20 protein-coding genes are annotated in these 19,000 nt (G+C 51.2%); 14 read left to right on the forward strand and 6 right to left on the reverse strand.

Going from position 1 to position 19,000, the window contains the following annotated elements; all coding sequences use genetic code 11:
- The first annotated feature begins 517 nt into the window (after positions 1 to 517).
- From ACE5KN_RS16550 to ACE5KN_RS16580, 7 genes are all read left to right on the forward strand, one after another.
- Complete coding sequence (locus tag ACE5KN_RS16550) at positions 518 to 1,420, forward strand: transposase (protein WP_375533116.1); 903 nt, start codon at positions 518 to 520, stop codon at positions 1,418 to 1,420.
- Positions 1,421 to 2,262: 842 nt separating this feature from the next.
- Positions 2,263 to 2,538 (forward strand): hypothetical protein, encoded by a 276-nt coding sequence (locus ACE5KN_RS16555; protein WP_375526110.1) that lies wholly within the window; start codon positions 2,263 to 2,265, stop codon positions 2,536 to 2,538.
- A 166-nt stretch (positions 2,539 to 2,704) separates the two neighbouring features.
- Entirely contained in the window at positions 2,705 to 2,827 is a 123-nt protein-coding gene (locus tag ACE5KN_RS16560; RefSeq protein WP_375526111.1) for a hypothetical protein, read from the forward strand.
- 144 nt (positions 2,828 to 2,971) lie between these two features.
- A complete protein-coding gene (locus tag ACE5KN_RS16565; protein WP_375526112.1) occupies positions 2,972 to 3,283 on the forward strand; it encodes a hypothetical protein in 312 nt (103 codons plus the stop codon).
- A gap of 669 nt (positions 3,284 to 3,952) precedes the next feature.
- Positions 3,953 to 5,383: an ATP-binding protein gene (locus ACE5KN_RS16570; protein WP_375526113.1), complete on the forward strand. Its 1,431-nt coding sequence runs from the start codon at positions 3,953 to 3,955 to the stop codon at positions 5,381 to 5,383.
- Positions 5,384 to 5,459: 76 nt separating this feature from the next.
- Entirely contained in the window at positions 5,460 to 5,903 is a 444-nt protein-coding gene (locus tag ACE5KN_RS16575) for a MarR family winged helix-turn-helix transcriptional regulator (RefSeq protein WP_375526114.1), read from the forward strand.
- 56 nt (positions 5,904 to 5,959) lie between these two features.
- Complete coding sequence (locus ACE5KN_RS16580) at positions 5,960 to 7,354, forward strand: MFS transporter (protein WP_375526115.1); 1,395 nt, start codon at positions 5,960 to 5,962, stop codon at positions 7,352 to 7,354.
- A gap of 151 nt (positions 7,355 to 7,505) precedes the next feature.
- Here the strand turns inward: ACE5KN_RS16580 and ACE5KN_RS16585 are convergent, their stop codons facing one another.
- Entirely contained in the window at positions 7,506 to 7,988 is a 483-nt protein-coding gene (locus ACE5KN_RS16585) for a DinB family protein (protein ID WP_375526116.1), read from the reverse strand.
- Positions 7,989 to 8,176: 188 nt separating this feature from the next.
- On the opposite strand from ACE5KN_RS16585, the gene ACE5KN_RS16590 reads away from it, so the two are divergent.
- The 5 genes from ACE5KN_RS16590 (at position 8,177) to ACE5KN_RS16610 (ending at position 12,733) form a co-directional block, all read left to right on the forward strand.
- On the forward strand, positions 8,177 to 8,743 hold the full coding sequence (locus ACE5KN_RS16590; RefSeq protein ID WP_375526117.1) for a CGNR zinc finger domain-containing protein: 567 nt from the start codon (positions 8,177 to 8,179) through the stop codon (positions 8,741 to 8,743).
- 545 nt (positions 8,744 to 9,288) lie between these two features.
- Positions 9,289 to 9,459 carry a Spo0E family sporulation regulatory protein-aspartic acid phosphatase gene (locus tag ACE5KN_RS16595; RefSeq protein ID WP_375526118.1) on the forward strand — a complete coding sequence of 57 codons (171 nt, stop codon included), beginning with the start codon at positions 9,289 to 9,291 and terminating at the stop codon, positions 9,457 to 9,459.
- A 262-nt stretch (positions 9,460 to 9,721) separates the two neighbouring features.
- Positions 9,722 to 11,128, forward strand: coding sequence for a helix-turn-helix domain-containing protein (locus ACE5KN_RS16600; protein ID WP_375526119.1), 1,407 nt, complete (start codon positions 9,722 to 9,724; stop codon positions 11,126 to 11,128).
- 208 nt (positions 11,129 to 11,336) lie between these two features.
- Positions 11,337 to 11,714: a RidA family protein gene (locus tag ACE5KN_RS16605; protein ID WP_375526120.1), complete on the forward strand. Its 378-nt coding sequence runs from the start codon at positions 11,337 to 11,339 to the stop codon at positions 11,712 to 11,714.
- Between the two features lie 212 nt (positions 11,715 to 11,926).
- Positions 11,927 to 12,733 carry a hypothetical protein gene (locus ACE5KN_RS16610; RefSeq protein ID WP_375526121.1) on the forward strand — a complete coding sequence of 269 codons (807 nt, stop codon included), beginning with the start codon at positions 11,927 to 11,929 and terminating at the stop codon, positions 12,731 to 12,733.
- Between the two features lie 21 nt (positions 12,734 to 12,754).
- Here the strand turns inward: ACE5KN_RS16610 and ACE5KN_RS16615 are convergent, their stop codons facing one another.
- From ACE5KN_RS16615 to ACE5KN_RS16635, 5 genes are all read right to left on the reverse strand, one after another.
- Positions 12,755 to 13,669, reverse strand: a complete 915-nt coding sequence (locus ACE5KN_RS16615; protein WP_375526235.1) for a sigma-70 family RNA polymerase sigma factor — start codon at positions 13,667 to 13,669, stop codon at positions 12,755 to 12,757.
- 89 nt (positions 13,670 to 13,758) lie between these two features.
- On the reverse strand, positions 13,759 to 14,211 hold the full coding sequence (locus ACE5KN_RS16620; protein WP_375526122.1) for a carboxymuconolactone decarboxylase family protein: 453 nt from the start codon (positions 14,209 to 14,211) through the stop codon (positions 13,759 to 13,761).
- Positions 14,212 to 14,312: 101 nt separating this feature from the next.
- Positions 14,313 to 15,305, reverse strand: coding sequence for an NADP-dependent oxidoreductase (locus ACE5KN_RS16625; RefSeq protein WP_375526123.1), 993 nt, complete (start codon positions 15,303 to 15,305; stop codon positions 14,313 to 14,315).
- Positions 15,306 to 15,353: 48 nt separating this feature from the next.
- Positions 15,354 to 16,265, reverse strand: a complete 912-nt coding sequence (locus ACE5KN_RS16630; protein WP_375526124.1) for an oxidoreductase — start codon at positions 16,263 to 16,265, stop codon at positions 15,354 to 15,356.
- A 159-nt stretch (positions 16,266 to 16,424) separates the two neighbouring features.
- The gene (locus tag ACE5KN_RS16635; RefSeq protein ID WP_375526125.1) at positions 16,425 to 17,183 is read right to left on the reverse strand and encodes an SDR family oxidoreductase; all 759 of its coding nucleotides are present in this window, start codon (positions 17,181 to 17,183) and stop codon (positions 16,425 to 16,427) included.
- 259 nt (positions 17,184 to 17,442) lie between these two features.
- Here ACE5KN_RS16635 and ACE5KN_RS16640 point away from each other — a divergent pair, with 259 nt between their 5' ends.
- Together ACE5KN_RS16640 and rnhA are read left to right on the forward strand one after the other, a co-directional pair.
- Positions 17,443 to 18,030 (forward strand): TetR/AcrR family transcriptional regulator, encoded by a 588-nt coding sequence (locus tag ACE5KN_RS16640; protein ID WP_375526126.1) that lies wholly within the window; start codon positions 17,443 to 17,445, stop codon positions 18,028 to 18,030.
- Between the two features lie 157 nt (positions 18,031 to 18,187).
- Positions 18,188 to 18,853 carry a ribonuclease H gene (gene rnhA / locus ACE5KN_RS16645; RefSeq protein WP_375526127.1) on the forward strand — a complete coding sequence of 222 codons (666 nt, stop codon included), beginning with the start codon at positions 18,188 to 18,190 and terminating at the stop codon, positions 18,851 to 18,853.
- The last annotated feature ends 147 nt before the right edge of the window (positions 18,854 to 19,000 follow it).

Here is a 19,000-nt window from a genome sequence, read left to right on the forward strand (position 1 = left end):
TAAAAATAACACCCCCTAGAATTTCATCGGCTAAACCCGGGGGTTTTTCCAATGTCTATTCTAAGGGGTGCACTTCAGCGCGAAGGCCGGGCTATTTTTAAGATATTAGAAAGTATAAACTTTCTGGAATAACCCCCCTAACATTGCAAGAAAAACCACCGCTAAACGCGATCTGTCTTCTGTGAATGTATGTCGATAGGAAGAAGGGGATTCGCCCCGCTCAGAGTCCAGTATCCAGAGTGAGACGGGTGTCTATAGAGTTTGGTGTTTGGTATCTGGTGTTTGGTGTCTGGTGTCTGATGTCCGTTACCTGTTGCCTCTTCATACAGCTTTGCATGATTATCCCTTTTAATCAGAATGGGGTTGAGGTGAGCCTAGGGGAAGGAATAAAGAGAAAAGAGATACGAAAAAAAGAGGCAGCTTAAGTGGGATGTTCGGCTTGAAATAGGAACATATGTTTGGTATACTGAGAAAAGGAACTTACGTTCGTATATCATTGATTCGGGGGCGAGCAGACATGGAAGTCCAAGCGGAAACGGAACTTCAATCCTTTAGCAGTCGTTATCACAACGAGCAGGACTGCATGGAGGCATTGATCGCGATGAAGTGGCCGAACGGCTTCGTCTGCCCGCGTTGCGCTCACACCCGCTGCAGTCGTCTGACTTCCCGGCGCATTCCCTTGTTCGAGTGCGCCAGGTGTGCGCATCAAACGTCGGCTTTGGTCGGTACGATTTTTGAACGAACTCATCTCCCCCTGACCAAGTGGTTCCAGGCGCTGGAGTTGTTCCTGCTGCCCGACGGCATCTCGGCGATGCGACTGAGCCAGGTAATCCAGGTCACCTACAAGACCGCCTGGTTGATGCTGCACCGCATCCGCCATGCCATCGGGGAGTTCGATGCCCGGAAACTGCTCTGCGGAGACGTAAAGGTGAACAGCGACCTGTATGGGCGTAATCCGGGCCGGCCACAGTTTCCTCATCCGCATGCTTCGGCAGTCGTAGCGGGATGCACGGTCACGGAGTCGGGCGAGCCGGAGCAGGTCAAAATCCGTCTGGTCCCGCAGATGAGGGGAGATGGGAACGGAGCGAATCGACTCGAACTCGCTGCGTTTATCCATGAACAGGTAGATGTCCGTGCATCGGCGGTACAGTCGTTCCCTCAAGCCTTTCGGCTGTATAGACCCTTGCGGAAAGTCGTGAGCGAGGCGTGGACATCGCTGAAGCGTACATATATTGCCTTGGGCACCAAACATCTGCAGGCGTACCTCAATGAGTACACCGTACGCCGCCGACTGCGCCTGCCCGGAGGGGAAGAATCGATGTGGCAGAAGTTGTTGTCCATGAGCGTGGCGATTCCGGCGATCCCTTACCGCCGATTGATTGCGCGCCAACCGGTTCAGCTTCTTGCGGCAGCGTCCTGATCACAGGGCTTGAACGAGGAAAGGCGAGTATGATGGGCGTGGCTTGAACAGTGTGGGTTAGCATGAACGAGGACATCGGAAAAATTCAGATTCAAGCAGAAACGAGGGCCGGGGTCTCATATTTATTCAGGGCTCTGATCCGCTCCCTCCTTCTCTCTCGGTCGGTTTCACATCACCTAAACGCTCTGCTTTCTCCTAAGATTGCCCTATGATCTCGAACCGATCTGCTTTCTCCTAAGATCGCCCCATGATCTCGAACCGATCTGCTTTCTGCTAAGATCACCTCATAATCTCGAACCGATCTGCTTCTCCATAAGGCACGATCCCAAAATAATAGACCCATTCGATTGTCCTGAATAGCGTAACAACAGGCATTTTCGCTCCTCATTTGATCCGTTATTTTCTTTAACGCGCCTAAAGTATATTTTCGGTTCCCGGTTTTCTGTTTTTCTTTACCTGATCCAATGGGATAATCGTGCAAGGCTTCCGGGCAGCGAGTTCACATGCCTTGCCATGGTCGACGGGCGGCTTGACTGTCAAGCACGGATGATTAGGTGGAGTCCATAAAGTGAGTTCACCTAATTTTTGAAGCATGAAATCGGCAAACTTGCAAGGAGGAGATTCGAATTCAGAACCCAGCCAGCGGCTACAAAGGTTTAATTGGATTTGTGCTCTGCGAAAGTTGAGTTATAATTTAGTACAAGTAAAAGGATAATTTGTGACGCATGTTTGACTTTTTGGTGACACCACTCAGCGTTTGATGGTGTCCTGTCGACCGATTTGGTACAATTAGGCTGATTGACGGACGCATATTTAAGGGTTTTGCCATTAGGAGGTATAACATGTTGTTGGAAATCTTGCTGTACTGGCTCTTGTTACTTGTAGCGGCGGCCTGCGTGGTTGCTGTATCGGGCAGAAAAAGGATTGCCAGTCTGATTATTCTTGCCCCGATCGTTTTATTCTGCACTCTGTTATTGATGCAAACCGCCAGCTATAAGGGGCAGGATGCGAATATCGGCCTGGGCCTTACAGTGTTCCTGGTATGGGCGATTACAGCGATACTATTTATCCTGGCCGCAGTGATGTGGTTGTTAAAGCGCAGGAATAAAAGTTCTTAAGAGAAGGGCTGTTCTGAGCAGTGTTTGTTTCTGCTGCGGGACAAGTCCTTTTTTTACATAAAAGATACGGAATGAGAATAATAATAAGCTGGCTATGATTTTTTTCACGCTCGGTGTTTAATGCAGGGTTCGCTGTGGGTATAAAAGTGGTAAGGAGGCGAGTGTGATGACAGAACAAATGTCCCATTTGCTGTACATTATCTTATTATCAGCGCTTGCGCTGGGCGGCATCGGTTTGATTGGCTGGTGGATGATTTCCATCGGCCGCAAGGAGAAAGACAGAGGCTGACTAACCACACAGAGCACAGATGCAGCTTCCATCCCGGGGGCTGCTATTTTTCTGTCCGGGGACTTGAATAGAACGCATGGTTTTGTATATAATAAGAACAAGTGTTCTTATTATCGGTAATGGACAGCAAGGGAGGAGTTTGGTATGCTGCCTGACTTTGAGCGCAAGCTGCTGCGTATTCTGTATAACTTCTTTGCCATGCACAGGCGGATGCCAACGGCGGCGGAGCTATCGGTCAGAACGGGCCGGCAGCCGCGTGATATCACAGCAGGTCTGCTTCATCTGGAGCAGGAGAGATATATTCAATGGGATGACCGGTCTTCGACCCGGCATGTGGTCATACTGGAAGGATGGGAACGCCCGGAGCCGCACCAGTCTTCACCTGTACGAATGGAGAGAAGCAGCCGCGGGACTGCTGTCGTCGAGGACGGCACAAGGTATTGGACGGAATACTAGTACAGCCTATGTCGAGAATCTAATGTCGAATGTCGAAAGATTCCCAGAAATTAATGTAATCTTAAGATTCATATCATATAAATTTAAGGTTGGGGCTCTATAATGACCGTATTAACCCCTTTTTCATCAAGTGCTCTTGGGCCCTGCCGCAGTTTGGCAGGGCCATTCTTTTGTATATAATAGAAAAGCCCCCGGAGTTTTACTCCGGAGGCTGGCTGACAACGCTCAGTACGTACACACCATTGTGCGGCGCTGCCGTATAGTTAACCCCTGCAATAAGGGATGCTGATTCCATAAATGATTTTCCAAACGACGAAAGCCCTGCCTCTCTTCCATCCTTGCGGCTCCGATGACCGCGCCAGTGTGAATGCAAAACATACTGCAAAAGCTCAAAATTCTACTCTTAGGGTTATCGATAAAATTTGAAGATGCTCCTCGCGGTGTTAGGAGTTACTTGTTGCGTGGAATCATATGGGGTTAAAAAACACTTTGTTATTATAGCAAGTTTTTTACATAAAGTAAATAGCTATTATCTCTTCATAGCAAATCACTTAGCACTTTATTGGAAAAATTGGTATTTTTGTTGTCGAAAGATGGAAAATTCGTTTATGATATATCAAGCAGTGAGTCCTGGTTAACAACGGAATATGGTACAGCGGGAGTGAAGTTATGGAGTTTACAAAAATGTTCCTCATCAATCTCGGTATGCTGATCGCTGTTGCCTATTTGGCCAATGTTACTTTTAAATATGTGCTGAGCAGGGCATCAGCTGGAGTAAAATATATTTCGTCAATGCTGCTCGTCGTATTTTGTGGCTGGATTTGCTCGGTATTCGGCTTCAGCATGAATGGCCAGGTGGTGTTCGAATTAACATTCGTTCCTTTAATTATCGCTTCACTGGTCTATCCCCGCGCTTCCTCGCTTGTCATCATCGGTGTAGCAACCGGCCTTGCCCTCTTTATCTTCGGCGTCAACGAGGCTTCTGTCGCGGGATTTGTTAACTTGTCCATCCTCGGTATGCTGGCGGCCGGGCTCAACTATTGGATGAGAAAGACGGATTACCGTTTGATCATCAAGGCATCGGTCAGCATACTGGTCATCAATCTGGTTCATGAGCTTAACCTTGCTATTTTTGGTGTCATTTCTTTTTATCACTATCTTACTAAGGTTGTGCCGTTCACGCTGCCTCTGGGTATTGCGCTCAGCTATCTGACCGCGTTCATTCTGCGCGATTTCCAGCTTGAGCAGCGGCGGAAATACCAGATCGTTCAGGCTAACCGCAGACTGTCGAAGCAGAAAGAGCAGCTGCAGAAAGCAAAGCAGGCACTGGAGGAACGGGCACAGCAGCTGATGAGGGCGTCACAGTATAAATCGGAGTTCATGGCGACGATGTCCCATGAGCTGCGCACACCGCTCAACAGCGTGATTAACCTGGCGCAGATGATCGCTGAGCAGGGGAAGGAAATGGACGAGGAGGATCTGAAGCAGTACAGCAGCATTATTTATGCCTCCGGTCAGGATCTGCTGCAGCTGATTAACGACATTTTGGACCTGTCCAAGGTTGAGGCGGGCAAAATGGAAATTACGAAGGATGATATAAGCGTCGAAGAGCTGCTGCAGATCATGTTCATGCAGTTTGAGATGGCGGCCCGTAATAAAAAGCTGGAGTTCAAGCTGCAGTTTGGAGAAGGTGCGCCGCAACAGCTGTATTCGGATTCGCAGCGGGTGCAGCAGATTCTGCGGAATCTGCTGTCCAATGCGTTCAAATTTACCCATTCGGGAAGCGTTACGCTGGAAGCACGCTCTGAGCGGCTGGAGGAGCCCGGAAGAGAAGGGGAATGGCTGGTGTTGTCGGTGATCGATACGGGCATTGGTGTCTCGAAGGGCAAACAGCATTCCATATTTGAAGCTTTCCAGCAGGCGGACGGCTCCATAAGCCGCAAATATGGCGGAACTGGCCTGGGGCTGTCCATCAGCCGGGATCTGGCGCACTTACTGGGCGGGTTTATCCGTCTGGAAAGCGTGGAGGGCTCGGGCAGTGTATTTTCTCTGTTTTTGCCGTTGGAGGAAGCTGCGGAGAAAGATGAAGACCGAAGCTAATATAACCATTGACATATGCTTGTTTAAAATTTTAATATTACTTAGAGTTCTAAGTTTTTTGGGGGCGAACAGCGATATGGAATCAGAGGGGAAATTGTGGGGACAGGAAGAAAGCACGGCGCTTCAGATTAAAATGACGTTTATAGCCATCCGCCGGGAAATCGGAGCCGCGCTGCGGCCGCTTGGCCTGACTTCCCAGCAGGCGCAGACGCTGCATATTCTTGCCACAGCTCCCGGAGCCACCAACGCTGATCTGGAGAAGCTGCTTTGTATTGAAAAGCCAAGTGTAACCAGTCTGATCAATGGCCTTGAAAAACGGGGACTTGTCGTTCGTCGTCCGCATTGTGATGATGCGCGGGTGCGGGAGATTTATATTACGGAGCAGGGGAGGGAGCTGCACACAGCAGCGCATAAGCTTGTTGCAGAGGTAAAGAAACGTACGGAAAAGGCCATTTCCAGGGAAGAAGCGGCTGTGCTGCATCAACTGCTGCGAAGAATCCGGGAAGCTCACGAAGCATAGCCTTTTTTGAAGTACGAATAAAATATGAACAACACTGCTAAGAAAGGATATGAAAAATGGATAATGTGCAAGCACGGTCGAATGCTGACAAGCTTATGCTTGTCCTGGCGTTCACGCTCGTATTCTCTGTCATGAACGCCACCATGTTTAATGTGGTGATGCCGATCATCCGGGAGGAATTCGGGGTAAGCGCGTCACAGGTAAGCTGGCTGCTGACGGCATACATGATCGTGTACGCCATCGGCTCGGTGGCATTCGGCAAACTGGCTGATAAGTACCGCCTGAAGGACCTGTTGACCTTTGGCCTGGTCTTTTTTGCTTTGGGATCGGTTGTGGGGCTTGTTGCCACACATTACTGGATGATAATTTTAGCCCGTGTGCTTCAGGCTGCGGGAGCGTCGGTTATTCCGGCTACAGCCATGATTGTTCCGGTACGCTACTTCCCGCCTGAGAAGAGAGGAAGAGCGCTTGGCACGGCTGCCACCGGCTTGGCTCTCGGAACGGCGCTGGCGCCAATTGTGGCCGGGTTGATTACCGGGTTTGCCAGCTGGCGGTTTTTGTTTTTGCTGTCGGTCCTGCCGCTGCTGGTTCTGCCGTTCTTCCGAAAATACCTTGATGATCAGACTGGCGCAGCCAAGAAGATCGATTTTATCGGAGGGCTGCTTCTGGGGGGCACGGTAGCTTTGCTGCTTATGTCGATTTCCATGGGAAGCTGGCTGATGGCCCTGCTTGGACTGGTAGTGCTGATTCTATTTATCATTCGCGTACGCACTGCTGAGGAGCCTTTTATACAGCCGGCCTTGTTAAAAAACAAGCAGTACTCCTATGGTTTGTTCATCGCTTTCCTGGCAACCGGAATGAACTTTAGTCTCCCGTTCCTGGCTCCGCAGTTTCTGAACGGGGTGAATCAGCTTTCACCGGCCATGATCGGATTGATTATGTTCCCTGCCGCCATAAGCTCTGCCTTCATGGGACGGCAGGGAGGCAAGCTGGCTGACGAGAAAGGGAATTCATTTCTTGTGTATACGGCAGTGGGACTGATTATGATCTGCTTCATCACGCTGTCCATATTCGTGGGCTTGTCCCCGTATCTGATCATGTTCCTGCTGATCTTCGGCAATTTGGGGCAGACCTTCCTGCAAATCGCCATGTCGAATACCATTTCACAGACCCTGGCGAAGGATCAGGTAGGGGTGGGCATGGGCCTCTTCTCCCTGCTCAACTTCATTGCGGGTGCGGTGACGACCAGTGTGATTGGCAAAATGCTCGATGTTGGCACTTCATCCTTCCATTTGAATCCGTTCGCGCTTAAGGATAACGCTTATGTGTACAGCAATATTTTCAGTGCACTGGCCGTTGTGGCCGTGATAATTATGGTGCTGTATACGCTGCAGTCGCGGATTTCCTCTCCCGGAGGGTTGAATAAGCAGCTGAAGGTGAGCGGGAAATAACGGGAGGTTCATTTGGCCTTTCCGTTATTTCTTTTTTTGGAAAAAGGTCAAGAACAGGAGTGTATTTTCTCCTATTCCTGACCTTTTTGTTTGTGAATAAGGAAATGGGACGATTTCTCGACATGAGAATTCACTGTGGAGGCGTGCTGCGCTACCTCCAGCAGCCCTGCAGTTTGCGAAGCAGCACGATTTGTCCGGTATGGTACCCGTCATGCGCGATCCAGATCGCGAGATTTTCGCCGAGTGTCATGCCGTTTTGGCCTTTTACATCCAGCGCTTCGTCCTGCATTCCGGCCAGCTCTGCACGAATGGAATGATAGATGCTCTCCGTCTCGCGTACGGTGCGTTCCCAACCTTCGCGATCCCCCGGGTCGCCCCCATCACCGAAGGTCTCATCGTTGGTGGCGGCATTGCCTGCAGGAGCTTCTCCGCGCAGCCTGTTCAGGGTACGAGTGTTGTAATAGTTGATATGATTCACCAGCTGCCAGATGGTGCTGCAGCCCTCTGCGGGTTTCCAGGCCGCCTGCTCGGGGGTTAACCCTTTAAGGGCGACGGATAAAGGAACAATCCAATCCTCCTGATCCCAATTTTGGTCCAGCTGTCTGAGAAATGTGTCGATCTGCTTTTGACTCATTGCGCGAACGCCTCCTTCTGGTTCATAACAATTATTTTCCTGACTGGTCATCTTGATGTAGTAACTAGCAAACATTATCGATAATGGTTACACTCATAATATAAACGATGCAGAGCTATTTGTAACTATCTATTTTATATTTTGATTGTTACAAATTATTTGAATGTATAATTGAGGGGCGATATATGATGGAGTCACTGTGGATGGACTTCGCCAACAGCATGTGGCGGGACTGGAAGGGCGGAGGCCCTTCTGTGGACCGTCTTGAGCAGCAGGAATGGCAGCAGTCTTTTACAGCCAAAATGAAATATGCAGTGAACCAGCCGGACCGGACGGAGTTGGAAAGGGCGCGGCTGCTGCGCGACCGGCTGCTCCGATATGCCGAGAATCTGGCGGCGGGCGTGCTGTTGAAGGACTCGGACATCGAATACTTAAATGAAGTGATGGCCGGAGGGACAGTGACACGCCGGCTGATGGCTGCCGGCTCGGCATTGCGGATGGAGCTGGAGCCGGCAGGCAGCGGTTGGGGGCAGGTGCTTGCGGACGTCGCGGCAGACTTTGCCCGCATGCTCTCGGAACAGGACATATCCCGCATCCGCTGCTGCGACAATCCGGACTGCCGCTGGGTCTTTTATGACGATACCCGCAGCCGGACGAAACGGTACTGTGACGACAAGCTGTGCGGCAATCTGATGAAGGTGCGCAGGCACAGGGCACGGCGTAAAGCACAAGCGCATAAGGAAGAAAATAACTGAGTTGAACTGCAGAGCTGGTGTCTAAAATTAGCTCAAACACCGAGATCAGTGCTTGACAAAATAAATTATGACTTTGGCTCTGAGGTGGCTGTCTATAGCGTTCGTGTCTTGATATCCTTGCATGCTGCTTTGCTTTGCACGATTATCCCATTTGTTCAGGGGGGAGAGGGTGGGGGCTAATCGCGGTCCTTTCATTTTTCCCCGGTGTCTTGCCCCCTTCCTCCCATCAGGTCTGCTTCACTCTCTTAAACTTACTTCTCCTAAACCTTCTTCACCCAAACCTGTCTAACGATTTCGAACATGTATGCTTCTCCCAAACGTATTTTCTTCTCCTGAATTTATCTTCCTCTCTGCTTCCGGATCAAACGGGATAATCGTGCAAAGCGTCCGGACAGCGAATGTTGATCTGCCGGCCAACCCACCAGCTAAAATTATAAAAAAAATTTTTTTGGGAGCCCCTGTGAAAAATAAACCGATGCCATACTGGGGATATCAGTAAGTACAGAACTTCTACTTATACAAATTTTGAAATGGGGTGTATAATAATGAATTTGCGTGAGATGGAGAACAGGATCGAGGGCTTGCGCGAGAGCCTGGTGAAATCAGCAGCGGCCTTCGGACGGAATGATGAACGGGTGCTGAAAACCTCGCAGCAGCTGGATCATCTTCTCAACATTTACTGGTATGCCAAAACCAAATTGAAAAAAACCGTATGAGCGGAAAACGACGAGAAGAGCAGGGAATCTACAGCATTCCCCCGCTCTTTTTTTCATGTTTTTTGCAGCATCTGCGCTAAAATTTTGTCCCGGGAGACTTAATACCTAGAAAAATGGCCTAATAGAGCATTGACCCATGGATAAATTTTACATATAATTTCAATAAATTCAAGCATTCAACAATCCAATATTCGAGCATTCAACTTCCTACTATAGATGAGGCAAAGTATCCTAGGCGATTTTGAGCGGGGAGGGAACTTTATTGGAACAGATGAATATGCTGCGTTCAGAAATCACGTCATATTTGGAACGCTCCAACTGTTCGCTTCAAGAATTCAGCAAGCTGACAGGACTGAATAAAGGGACACTCAGCGCTATTTTGAGATACCGCGACCCGAAGCCTCTTTCACTCAAGGCGCTGGATGCCATTACGGAAGCTATGGGCCATCCAGCCGGATGGCTGTATCCGTTATATTTGGACGAATGTCTGATCGATCAGAAGTGGAAACTGTCCCGTGTTAAAGCTTATTTGCTTCGGTGCGCCCGTTTGGGGCGAACCGACTGTATTATGGCTGCGCTTCCACTTATCCTGGATGATCTGAGCAGCATCCCCGTCATTTTTGCGGCAGGGGAGGAGCTGTATCGGGAAGGAGAGATGGAGCAGGCGGCCCTGTTCTATGAGGCTGTGGCGGAAAGCGAGCAGTTCCAGCATTCGGAAAGGCTGGCGATCAGCCATTATCGGCTGTTTCAAATTCATACCGAGACGGACCAGGAGGAGAGTCTTAGAGCGGCCATCCGTTTCGAGCCTTTCCGCAAAAGGCTGCCGGAGGATGACCAGCTGGATGCACTGCTGCAGCTGATTAACGTGTATTACTCGTTGAACCAGTGGGAGCGGGTGCTTGAGCTGACAGATGAGCTAAGCTCTTTTACAACAAGTATCTATACATACGACTATGATAGACAGGCTTATGATGAGAATGAGCGCAGAACAAAGTATCCGCTGGTCGTATACTACGGATATGCGTATCTGATGAAGGCCGCTGTATGCGACAAACAGAAAAAATATGCCGAGGCCAAGCGGCACACGGAGAAGTATGCGGATTTGAGCTGGTTCAAGGGGCTTGGCCCTGCGGGCTGGCAGGAGGTGGACCGTTTTAAGACATGGGCCAAGGCGAATATGCTGGCATATGAGCTGATGCTTGGCAAAGCGGATATCATGTGGGATTATATCAGGCATATCGAGCACGATCCGGATGAAATCCTGCCTGCGCTGGAAAAAATCATGGGCGCCGCCAATGAATTTAACCTGGATGTCGACCTGATTCTTCATTACTTCAAAGGACAAATTGAGTCATATACCGACAGCCAAAATGTTACAAACAGCTACTATCACAAACAGTTCAGCATGGAACGTTTTGTGAATTTTTGTTATGAAACGTCGATATACTACTTCCAAAGATCGAATTTTGAAAATGGTGTAAAATTTATCCTGCAAAGTTTGTCATCAGCGATTAGAATGAATAACAAAGCTGGTTTTATTAAATGCGTGACATTATTCGAGGAATATAGAGACTGCATACGTGTCGAAGACCAGCGGGAATATGAAAATATGATCAAAGGAGTGCGTAAAAATGCGGAAAACGAAAACCTGTTTGTTACTTACGCTTAGTGTTGGCCTTCTCTCTTTGACACCTCTTGTATTCTCGGTGGTGGGAGGAATCTCCACATTGACACACGGCGCAGGCGGTTATTAAGAGGAAGCCTGTCGGACAAGCCAGGCAGGAATGTGAATTTTGCAGAAAGCACCGGAATTCCGGTGCTTTTTGTTGTTGTGATATAATGTAGCGGTACTATCACCGCGAAGGGAGAATGTTCATATGAAACCAGTCTCAACCGACAAGGCGCCGGGCGCCATCGGACCGTACAGCCAGGCCATGCAGGCAGGCGGCTTTATTTTTACTTCAGGGCAGCTTGGTCTGGACCCTGCTACAGGGGAATTCGGCAAGGATGTCGAAGAACAGGCGCGTTTGTCGCTGAGCAATGTCAAAGCCATTCTGGAAGAGGCAGGCAGCAGCATGGGCCAAATTGTCAAAACAACGGTCTTTCTGAAGGATATGAACGATTTTGCCCGTGTGAACGAGGTATACAGCTCTTTCTTTGAACAGCCTTATCCGGCCCGCAGCGCGGTAGAAGTGGCCCGTCTGCCCAAGGATGCGCTTGTGGAGATTGAAGCGGTCGCGCTGAAGAGCGAGTAGAACTGATCCGCAGTAAGCAGTTTTGCAAAATGCAGTAACTTGTCGAAGGAGGAGCCAGAAAGGTCTATGGACTGGCTCCTCTTTTTGCATTTATGAATTGATCTGTGCAGTCCATCCTATAAGTATCTTTTGGACACCTTCCTTACTACTTTGTCCAGATGGGTGGAAACATTTGGCGTGGATGCTTCGTCATGAGGTTGAGGTGATGAATCATGAGAGCTATCAGGGAGGCTGCGCTGACTTTGGTCGCATTTGTCCCCTTGCTGACAGGCATGGGGTGTGAAGCAGGGGACAAGAAGGGGGAAGCGCTGCAGCAGCAGGCTGCTCCTGAGGCTGCTCCTGAGACGGCTGCTGAAAGGCAGTCACAGACGACATCCGTGAGGGAATCCAAACCGTGTGGTATAGCCGAATGGGTCGATTTTCTAATGATTAATGACATTAAGTATGTTCACAGTCCTGAAGATGGCCCGGATGTAAATGAGAAGCAACTGGGGGATGAAGTTGGACGAGTCGGTTATACATTAAACGAAAATGCATGCTCGGATCATGTGTCCCGAAACGGAGACGCGGCATACGTTCCGGCAGGCACAACTATTTACGCTATGAAGGGTTACAAGCCGGAGTTTCGCGTCATAGCGGACAACAAGCTTTACCAGGCTTCCGAAAATGTAAATGCCGCCACGCTGGGGGACTTGCTGGACATCGAGGGCAGGACGGCGAAGGTTAGCCTGGAAAGCGGCCGGGATGGCAGCGCCATCGGGGACTTCAGCGTGGAGGCTTCTGAGCAATTCGTAAGGCAGCTGCTTGCGCTGCCTTACGTTGGATGGGACGCCGTGTACAATAAAACAAGGCATGAGAGCGGCGTGTTTCTGCGGGTGCATCTGCAGGATGGAACTTCTCTGAGGTTAGTGTTCTATCCGAAAGGCAACGGATTCACGCCAGGCGCCTTTGGTACGGAATCATTACAGGAACTGATCATGACCGAAAGGGCGCGCATTAAGGCAGCTGCAGGGATGTAAAGCAAAGCAGCAGGGCAGAACTTAACGGATATAACCGAGCTTCTGCGGGTTGACCATCAGATACACGCCTTGAATATGCTTGCCTTCCGCCGTAAATTCGAGGCAGAGCGCGGCAGCCACCTGCCCCTCATGCCTGAACACCAGCTGTTCTTCGCCGTTCAGCATAGCGGTGGATATCTCCGCCTCACGCAGCCTGTTCAATACACGGCGGGAGGTGAGCAGGGCCAGTACACCCTTGCGCACGGTCATCGGACGCATCACCGTATGCACGATGCCGCCGCCATCCGAGACAAAGACAGGCTGCTCGGCCAGCAGCTCCAGCATGGAGGGCACGTCATGGCTCATAAAAGCGGCAGTGAATCGTTCCAGCATCCGCTTGCGGGCAGGAGTGTCTGCGGGTGTCATCGGGGGCAGCTGCACATCATCATCAGCGCTGCGGTTGTCACCATCTGAGGGCGCGGCCTGCGCCAGGCGCTTGCGGGAACGGCTGTACAGCTGGCGGCAGTTGCTGTCCGTCAGCCCGAGCAATTCGGCGATTTCCTTATATTCATACTGGAAAGCCTCCCGCAGCACAAACACCGCACGCTCCAGTGGCTTCAAGCGTTCCAGCAGCACCAGGAAGGCGTAGGAGACCATGCTTTTGCGTTCCGCCCATTCTTCAGGCTGATCTGTCGGTGCAGTGCTGCCGACCGGTTCGGGAAGCCACTCCCCGACATACGTCTCCCGCTGCTTGCGTGCGGAATGAAGCAGGTTCAGGCAGCGGTTGACCGTGATGCGCGTAATGTAAGCCTTGGAGTTGTGCACCTCTTCCGGCGGCGTCTGCTGAAGCGCAGCGAAACAGTCCTGCACCACATCCTCGGCATCCGCCGCTGTTCCCAGCATGCGGTAAGCGATGGCGAAGGCGTAGTCCCGGTATTCACGATACCATTCCTCCACCTCTGCCGCTTTCTCTGCTGAAGCTTCTGTATTTTGTTGGTTTGGATGTTTGCCGCCCTTCAACCTGCGCGCCCCCTTGCGGAAATATGTTAGGAATTGAAGCAGCCTGGATACATGCCTGTGGAAATCGCAAGCCGGTTCCAGCTGTTAATTGTATTGATCGCTGCAATCAGGTCGACATATTCCCCTTCGTCAAAATGCCCTCTGACCCTATTATACAGTTCTTGCGGCACCCCTTGCTCGGAGATTCGGGTTACCGCTTCGGCCAGTTCGAGCATAACACGCTCTTTTTCCGTAAACAAAGGAACCTCCCGCCACACCGACAGCAGCAGAATATGGTCTGCATAGTCCCCGAGCTTCATCAGGTCTTTTGCATGCATATCCAGACAGAAGGCACAGCCGTTGATCTGGGACACACGGATTTTGAGCAGCTCATACAGCACCTTGTCTTCAAAAAGGCTGCTTGTATACTCTTCCATTGCACTCATGGCTTTATAAGTGCCCGGCCGGACCTTGTAGTGATTTACTCTTAATTGGGTCATGATTATTCGCCTCCGTGTTTTGTTGATTCTGGCCTGCTGAATTCAGGCTCTAAAAATAAAGACAAAACAGGAGGCCGATGTGTGACAAACAAGTCTCTGCATCAGTCGCCGGCAGGCAGGAGGATCAGTTTGCCATGGGCGTGTCCGCTCTGGCTGATGTCAAGTGCTCTACGCCAGTCCTCAAAGGCGAAGGTCTGGGCGACCGGAACGGTGAACTTGCCGTCTGCGGCGTACTGGGCGAACTCGCTGAGAACATCATAGCGAAAGGTCTGGTCTTCTCCGCTGCTGGCGCGGACGCCGAGCTTGGCGGCTGCGGCGAAGTCGCTGATGGTTAGAACACGTCGGGGATCACCACCGGCGATCCGGATAAGATCGGGTAGTATGCCGCTGACCGGTGCAGTGTCCAGCACCAGGTCTACCGGCTGTCTGGCGAGCCCGGTTACCCGCTCGACCATTCCGTCACCGTACGAAGTCACTGCCGCTCCCATCGAACGGAGCCGGTCGGCGTAAGTATTACCGGCGGTAGCGATCACACTGGCGCCGCGCATGAGGGCGATCTGGACGGCAGCGAAGCCCATCATGGTGCCTGCTCCATGCACCAGCAGGGTGTGGCCCGACTTAACGCCAAGTGAATTAAGGTGGTTGTATGCAATTGTGACCGCCATGGGAAGCGCCGCGGCTTGTACGAACTCGAGTCCTGCAGGGATGCGGACCCAATGGTCCACAATCGCCCGCTCCGACGCTCCGGCGCCCCGAGCGCCGGCAAAATCGACGGTGCCCAGGACGGCGTCGCCGATGACGACATCGGTGACGCCTTCACCGACCGCGTCCACAATTCCGGACAGTTCCAGCCCGATACCGCGGGGCAGATTGCCGGGAAACAGCCCTCTGCACAAGGACCAGTCGACCGGATTCAGCCCGCAAGCGCGTACTGTCACGCGAATGCGTCCTGGGCCTGGGTCAGGGACCGCAACCTGTTCCATGCGCAGGACTTCGGCCGGTTCGCCGTATTCGTGGAAACGGATCGTCCGCATAGTAGCAGGGTTGGATGCCTGATTGTTCACACCTTTGCTCGACGTATCTAAATTCTCCATTTCGATACCCTCCATTTTGTTTTGGTAAATAATCACGGTAAATCTTCTTCAAATACCGGAGCCGGCGAGTGCATACTTCACTTGTGTCAGCTCCTCTGAAATCGCCCACAACCGCCGAGCAACTGCTTCGTCATGCGAGCTCGCACTCGCATCAACCTTCTTGGGGTAGCCGCGCAATTCGAGAATGCTTGGACCAAAGAAATCTCCACCCCGGACGTCTGGCGCGGTGGCCGCATAAAGGGTCGGCAAGACACCCATTTTCGGGGGCTGCGCAAACATTGGATTCAGACGTCGCATGAAGCTGGAATGCCGCAGCGCATTGGTCGCAGACCAGCCTGGATGCGCGGCTACTGCCAGCGTTGATTGGCCTGCGGTAACAAGCCGACGCTGCAGCTCATAGGTGAACAGCAGATTGGCGAGCTTGCTCTGAGCATAGCCACGCGATGGCTTGTAATTCCGTTCCAAGTTCAGGTCATCAAAGTGGATGATACCCGACCGATGTGAAATGCTGCTTACGGTCACAATGCGTGCGCCCGGTGTCGCGCCCAGCCGATCCAGCAGTAAACCGGTCAGCGCAAAGTGCCCCAGGTGATTGATTCCAAATTGCTGCTCGAAGCCCTGTGCTGTCTTTCCGTAAGGTGGATGTGCCACGCCGGCGTTGTTGATCAGGAGATCAAGCCGCTGGTAGTTCTGGCGAAAGTCCGTCGCAAAAGCGCGGACGGATGCCAGATCGCCCAGATCGAGCGCCATGACTACGACCTTGCCCGCCGGCTTAAGAGCGTTAATCTGGTCAGCGGCGGGGGTGGCTTTGTCGATACTGCGGCAGGCCATAATGACCGTCGCCCCTTTGTTGGCTAGCGCCCGCGCCGCTTCCCAACCAATCCCGCTGTTTGATCCGGTTACAATAGCCACTCGTCCGGTCTGATCTGGTATGTGGTCTTCTGTCCATGGTGTTGTCATAAGCACTCGTCCTTCCTCTGTTCAATCCGAAAACTAGCTGTACAAGAATTCCGGTGTTCGTCCAGCAAACCGTTAACCTTTATTTCACGGTTTACTGGACGATTCAATTGCTTTATCCCGTTGTTACCGGATTATGCGGCTGCGATCCAAGACACGAACTTAGATCTGAGAGCCGCCGCCGTCCACGGGGAACTCGGCTCCGGTTGTGAAAGTTGCATCGAACGCAAGGAATGCGACGGATTTGGCAACCTCGATGGGGTCACCGAAACGCAGCATCGGGATCTGCTGTCTCATCTGCTCCATGGCCTGTTCCGCAGCTTCCTTCGGCATCGACTTCTCCATGATGCCGGTGTCGATGGGACCGGGGCTGACCGCGTTGACGCGAATTTGCCGCGGCAGCAGCTCGCGGGCAAGACTGCGGGTCATGGAGCGCAGCGCTGCTTTACTAGCCGCGTATGCACTAATCATTGGCACTCCCAATACGTTCGTGATAGAGGTGGTGAGCACCACGCCGCTTCCTGAGTTTAGCAACGGAGCCAGCTTCTGCACGGTGAAGTACGGACCTTTGGTGTTGACTGTAAACAACTCGTCGTATATTTCCTCGGTCATCGACTCAAAGGAGACAAAGCTTGTGATGCCGGCGTTCACGAACAGAGCGTCGATCGTGCCAAACTCAGCCTTTACCCGACCGGCCAACTCATCGATATCCGTTAACGACGCGGCATCGCTCAGTACCGCAACCGCGTTGCTGCCAAGTTGTTCAAGAGCTGACTCAAGCTTAGCCTGGGTACGACCTGTGATCAGAACGTGTGCTCCTTCATCCGTCAGCAGCTTCGCTGTCGCGAGGCCGAGCCCGCTGCTCCCCCCTGTGATTACTACTTTCTTGCCTGCGTATTTGCTTACTGGACTGTTTTCCATTTTAATCTTCCTCCCTTAGTTTATTTGATATATGATCTCGCTAAACTAACGATCAATTTGGAGCAATGATTGACCCGACAGTGTAGTATAATCCACACTGTCTGTGTTAATCTTAACTAAGCGGCTTGGGCTGCACAACCAGTAAACAAGCGCATTTGTGGCTTATGCAACATACGTGCTTATTTGTTGTCATTTAGCTTTCCTGAAACGTAAAACGCGAGCTAACCAATATAACCTGAGAGAGAGGGAGAAGCGTAACATGCCCACGAATACAAACGATCCACGTGTGAAACGGACACGTCAACTGTTGATGCAAGCTTTTATGGAATTGCTTGAAGAGAGGAAGAATAATGTCTCTTCCATTACCGTACAAGATATTACCGCCTACGCGACCGTTAACCGCTCCACGTTCTATGCGCATTTTGAAGACAAATTCGCATTTCTTGAGAGCTGGATGAGAGATAAATTTCAAAAGAAGCTAAAGGATGAGCTGCCTAATGTTGCTTTATCCGATATAGGGAGTCTGCGAACGCTTATTTTAATCGTTTTCGATTTTCTTTTCTGTACTCGTCCATACATGACTTCAACTGATAATCAGTATGAAACGCTGTTTGAGGCCGCGATGCAAAAGGAACTATATAACCTGCTATTTACCTGGTTAAGCGAACAATCGGAACCATCTGTTTCCCGGGAGATGGTGGAGACAGCCGCTCTGATCGCAAGCTGGGGCATATTTGGATCAGCCGTCGAGTGGAGCAGACATCCGCAATATAGATCGGCGGAAGACATGGTGCAAGATGTATTGGCAGTCGTTGCTGCTGGTCTGGCACCCGTAATAGGGCAATAGTTAGTGGCTCGTACAGGTAAGATCTGCGAAGAATTAACCCCATTTGGAGCCGGATCACAAAACGGGATATGATAGAGTTTGAAGTTTTTATTCATAACGGTAAAATACGAACTGCAAATGTTGTTCAGGCAAGCAATTGCCGGAGAATGGAGGACATATGGCAAAGCAAAAATATTATGTGGTATGGGTCGGTAAAAAAACGGGCATTTACGGAAGCTGGGGGGAGTGCCAGTCCCAGGTGAACGGCGTCGCCGGCGCCAAATATAAAGCGTTCGAATCCAGGGCGGAGGCGGAGAAGGCGTATGCGAAGGGCTGGCAGGGATATTGGGGAAGCCAGTCCGCCAAGAGCGGCTCGGGCAGAACCGCTGGCGCATCAGCCGCACGTTCTGCACAGGCAGCCGCCGGTACGCGGGAAGAGATCGATTATGACAGCATTTCCGTGGATGTCGGAACGAGGGGCAACCCGGGGCCGGTGGAGTACAAGGGAGTGGACACGCGAACCGGTGAAGTGCTTTTTTCCTGCGGCCCTATAGCTAAGGGAACCAATAACCTCGGCGAGTTTTTGGCTATTGTACATGCTTTGGCTTATCTTAAGAAGCAAGGAAGCAACAAGACCATTTACAGCGACTCGGTTAACGCACTCAAGTGGGTAAGGCAAAAACAAGTGGTCTCCACACTGAAGCGTGACGAATCGACGAAGGAGATCTGGGAGCTTGTAGACCGGGCGGAGCATTGGCTGCGGACGAATACATACCAGAACCGGATTCTGAAGTGGCAGACCAGGGAATGGGGCGAAATCAAGGCGGATTACGGCAGGAAGTAGGGGATAGCCGGCAGGGAGCCTAATGGGTCAACAAAGAAAGATGTTTAAGCGTGCTGAAATACTTTGTATTCGGCACGCTTTTTTGCTGATTTTTTCACCATACCAAGCATACTCATATTCTAAGGGAAAAGGAATTGATTCCCAATT

The sequence above is a fragment of the Paenibacillus terreus genome, from assembly GCF_042138595.1.
GTDB classification, from domain to species: Bacteria; Bacillota; Bacilli; order Paenibacillales; family Paenibacillaceae; genus Paenibacillus; species Paenibacillus terreus.

Bases quoted from the DNA above. Each gene is read 5' to 3' on its own strand.
- ACE5KN_RS16560 (WP_375526111.1), top strand. From the start codon at position 2,705: ATGACAGAACAAATGTCCCATTTGCTGTACATTATCTTATTATCAGCG.
- ACE5KN_RS16630 (WP_375526124.1), bottom strand. From the start codon at position 16,265: ATGACAACACCATGGACAGAAGACCACATACCAGATCAGACCGGACGA.
- ACE5KN_RS16610 (WP_375526121.1), top strand. From the start codon at position 11,927: ATGAGAGCTATCAGGGAGGCTGCGCTGACTTTGGTCGCATTTGTCCCC.
- ACE5KN_RS16585 (WP_375526116.1), bottom strand. From the start codon at position 7,988: ATGAGTCAAAAGCAGATCGACACATTTCTCAGACAGCTGGACCAAAAT.
- ACE5KN_RS16575 (WP_375526114.1), top strand. From the start codon at position 5,460: ATGGAATCAGAGGGGAAATTGTGGGGACAGGAAGAAAGCACGGCGCTT.
- ACE5KN_RS16625 (WP_375526123.1), bottom strand. From the start codon at position 15,305: ATGGAGAATTTAGATACGTCGAGCAAAGGTGTGAACAATCAGGCATCC.
- ACE5KN_RS16640 (WP_375526126.1), top strand. From the start codon at position 17,443: ATGCCCACGAATACAAACGATCCACGTGTGAAACGGACACGTCAACTG.
- ACE5KN_RS16635 (WP_375526125.1), bottom strand. From the start codon at position 17,183: ATGGAAAACAGTCCAGTAAGCAAATACGCAGGCAAGAAAGTAGTAATC.
- rnhA (WP_375526127.1), top strand. From the start codon at position 18,188: ATGGCAAAGCAAAAATATTATGTGGTATGGGTCGGTAAAAAAACGGGC.
- ACE5KN_RS16590 (WP_375526117.1), top strand. From the start codon at position 8,177: ATGGAGTCACTGTGGATGGACTTCGCCAACAGCATGTGGCGGGACTGG.
- ACE5KN_RS16565 (WP_375526112.1), top strand. From the start codon at position 2,972: ATGCTGCCTGACTTTGAGCGCAAGCTGCTGCGTATTCTGTATAACTTC.
- ACE5KN_RS16580 (WP_375526115.1), top strand. From the start codon at position 5,960: ATGGATAATGTGCAAGCACGGTCGAATGCTGACAAGCTTATGCTTGTC.
- ACE5KN_RS16570 (WP_375526113.1), top strand. From the start codon at position 3,953: ATGGAGTTTACAAAAATGTTCCTCATCAATCTCGGTATGCTGATCGCT.
- ACE5KN_RS16595 (WP_375526118.1), top strand. From the start codon at position 9,289: ATGAATTTGCGTGAGATGGAGAACAGGATCGAGGGCTTGCGCGAGAGC.
- ACE5KN_RS16620 (WP_375526122.1), bottom strand. From the start codon at position 14,211: ATGACCCAATTAAGAGTAAATCACTACAAGGTCCGGCCGGGCACTTAT.
- ACE5KN_RS16550 (WP_375533116.1), top strand. From the start codon at position 518: ATGGAAGTCCAAGCGGAAACGGAACTTCAATCCTTTAGCAGTCGTTAT.
- ACE5KN_RS16605 (WP_375526120.1), top strand. From the start codon at position 11,337: ATGAAACCAGTCTCAACCGACAAGGCGCCGGGCGCCATCGGACCGTAC.
- ACE5KN_RS16555 (WP_375526110.1), top strand. From the start codon at position 2,263: ATGTTGTTGGAAATCTTGCTGTACTGGCTCTTGTTACTTGTAGCGGCG.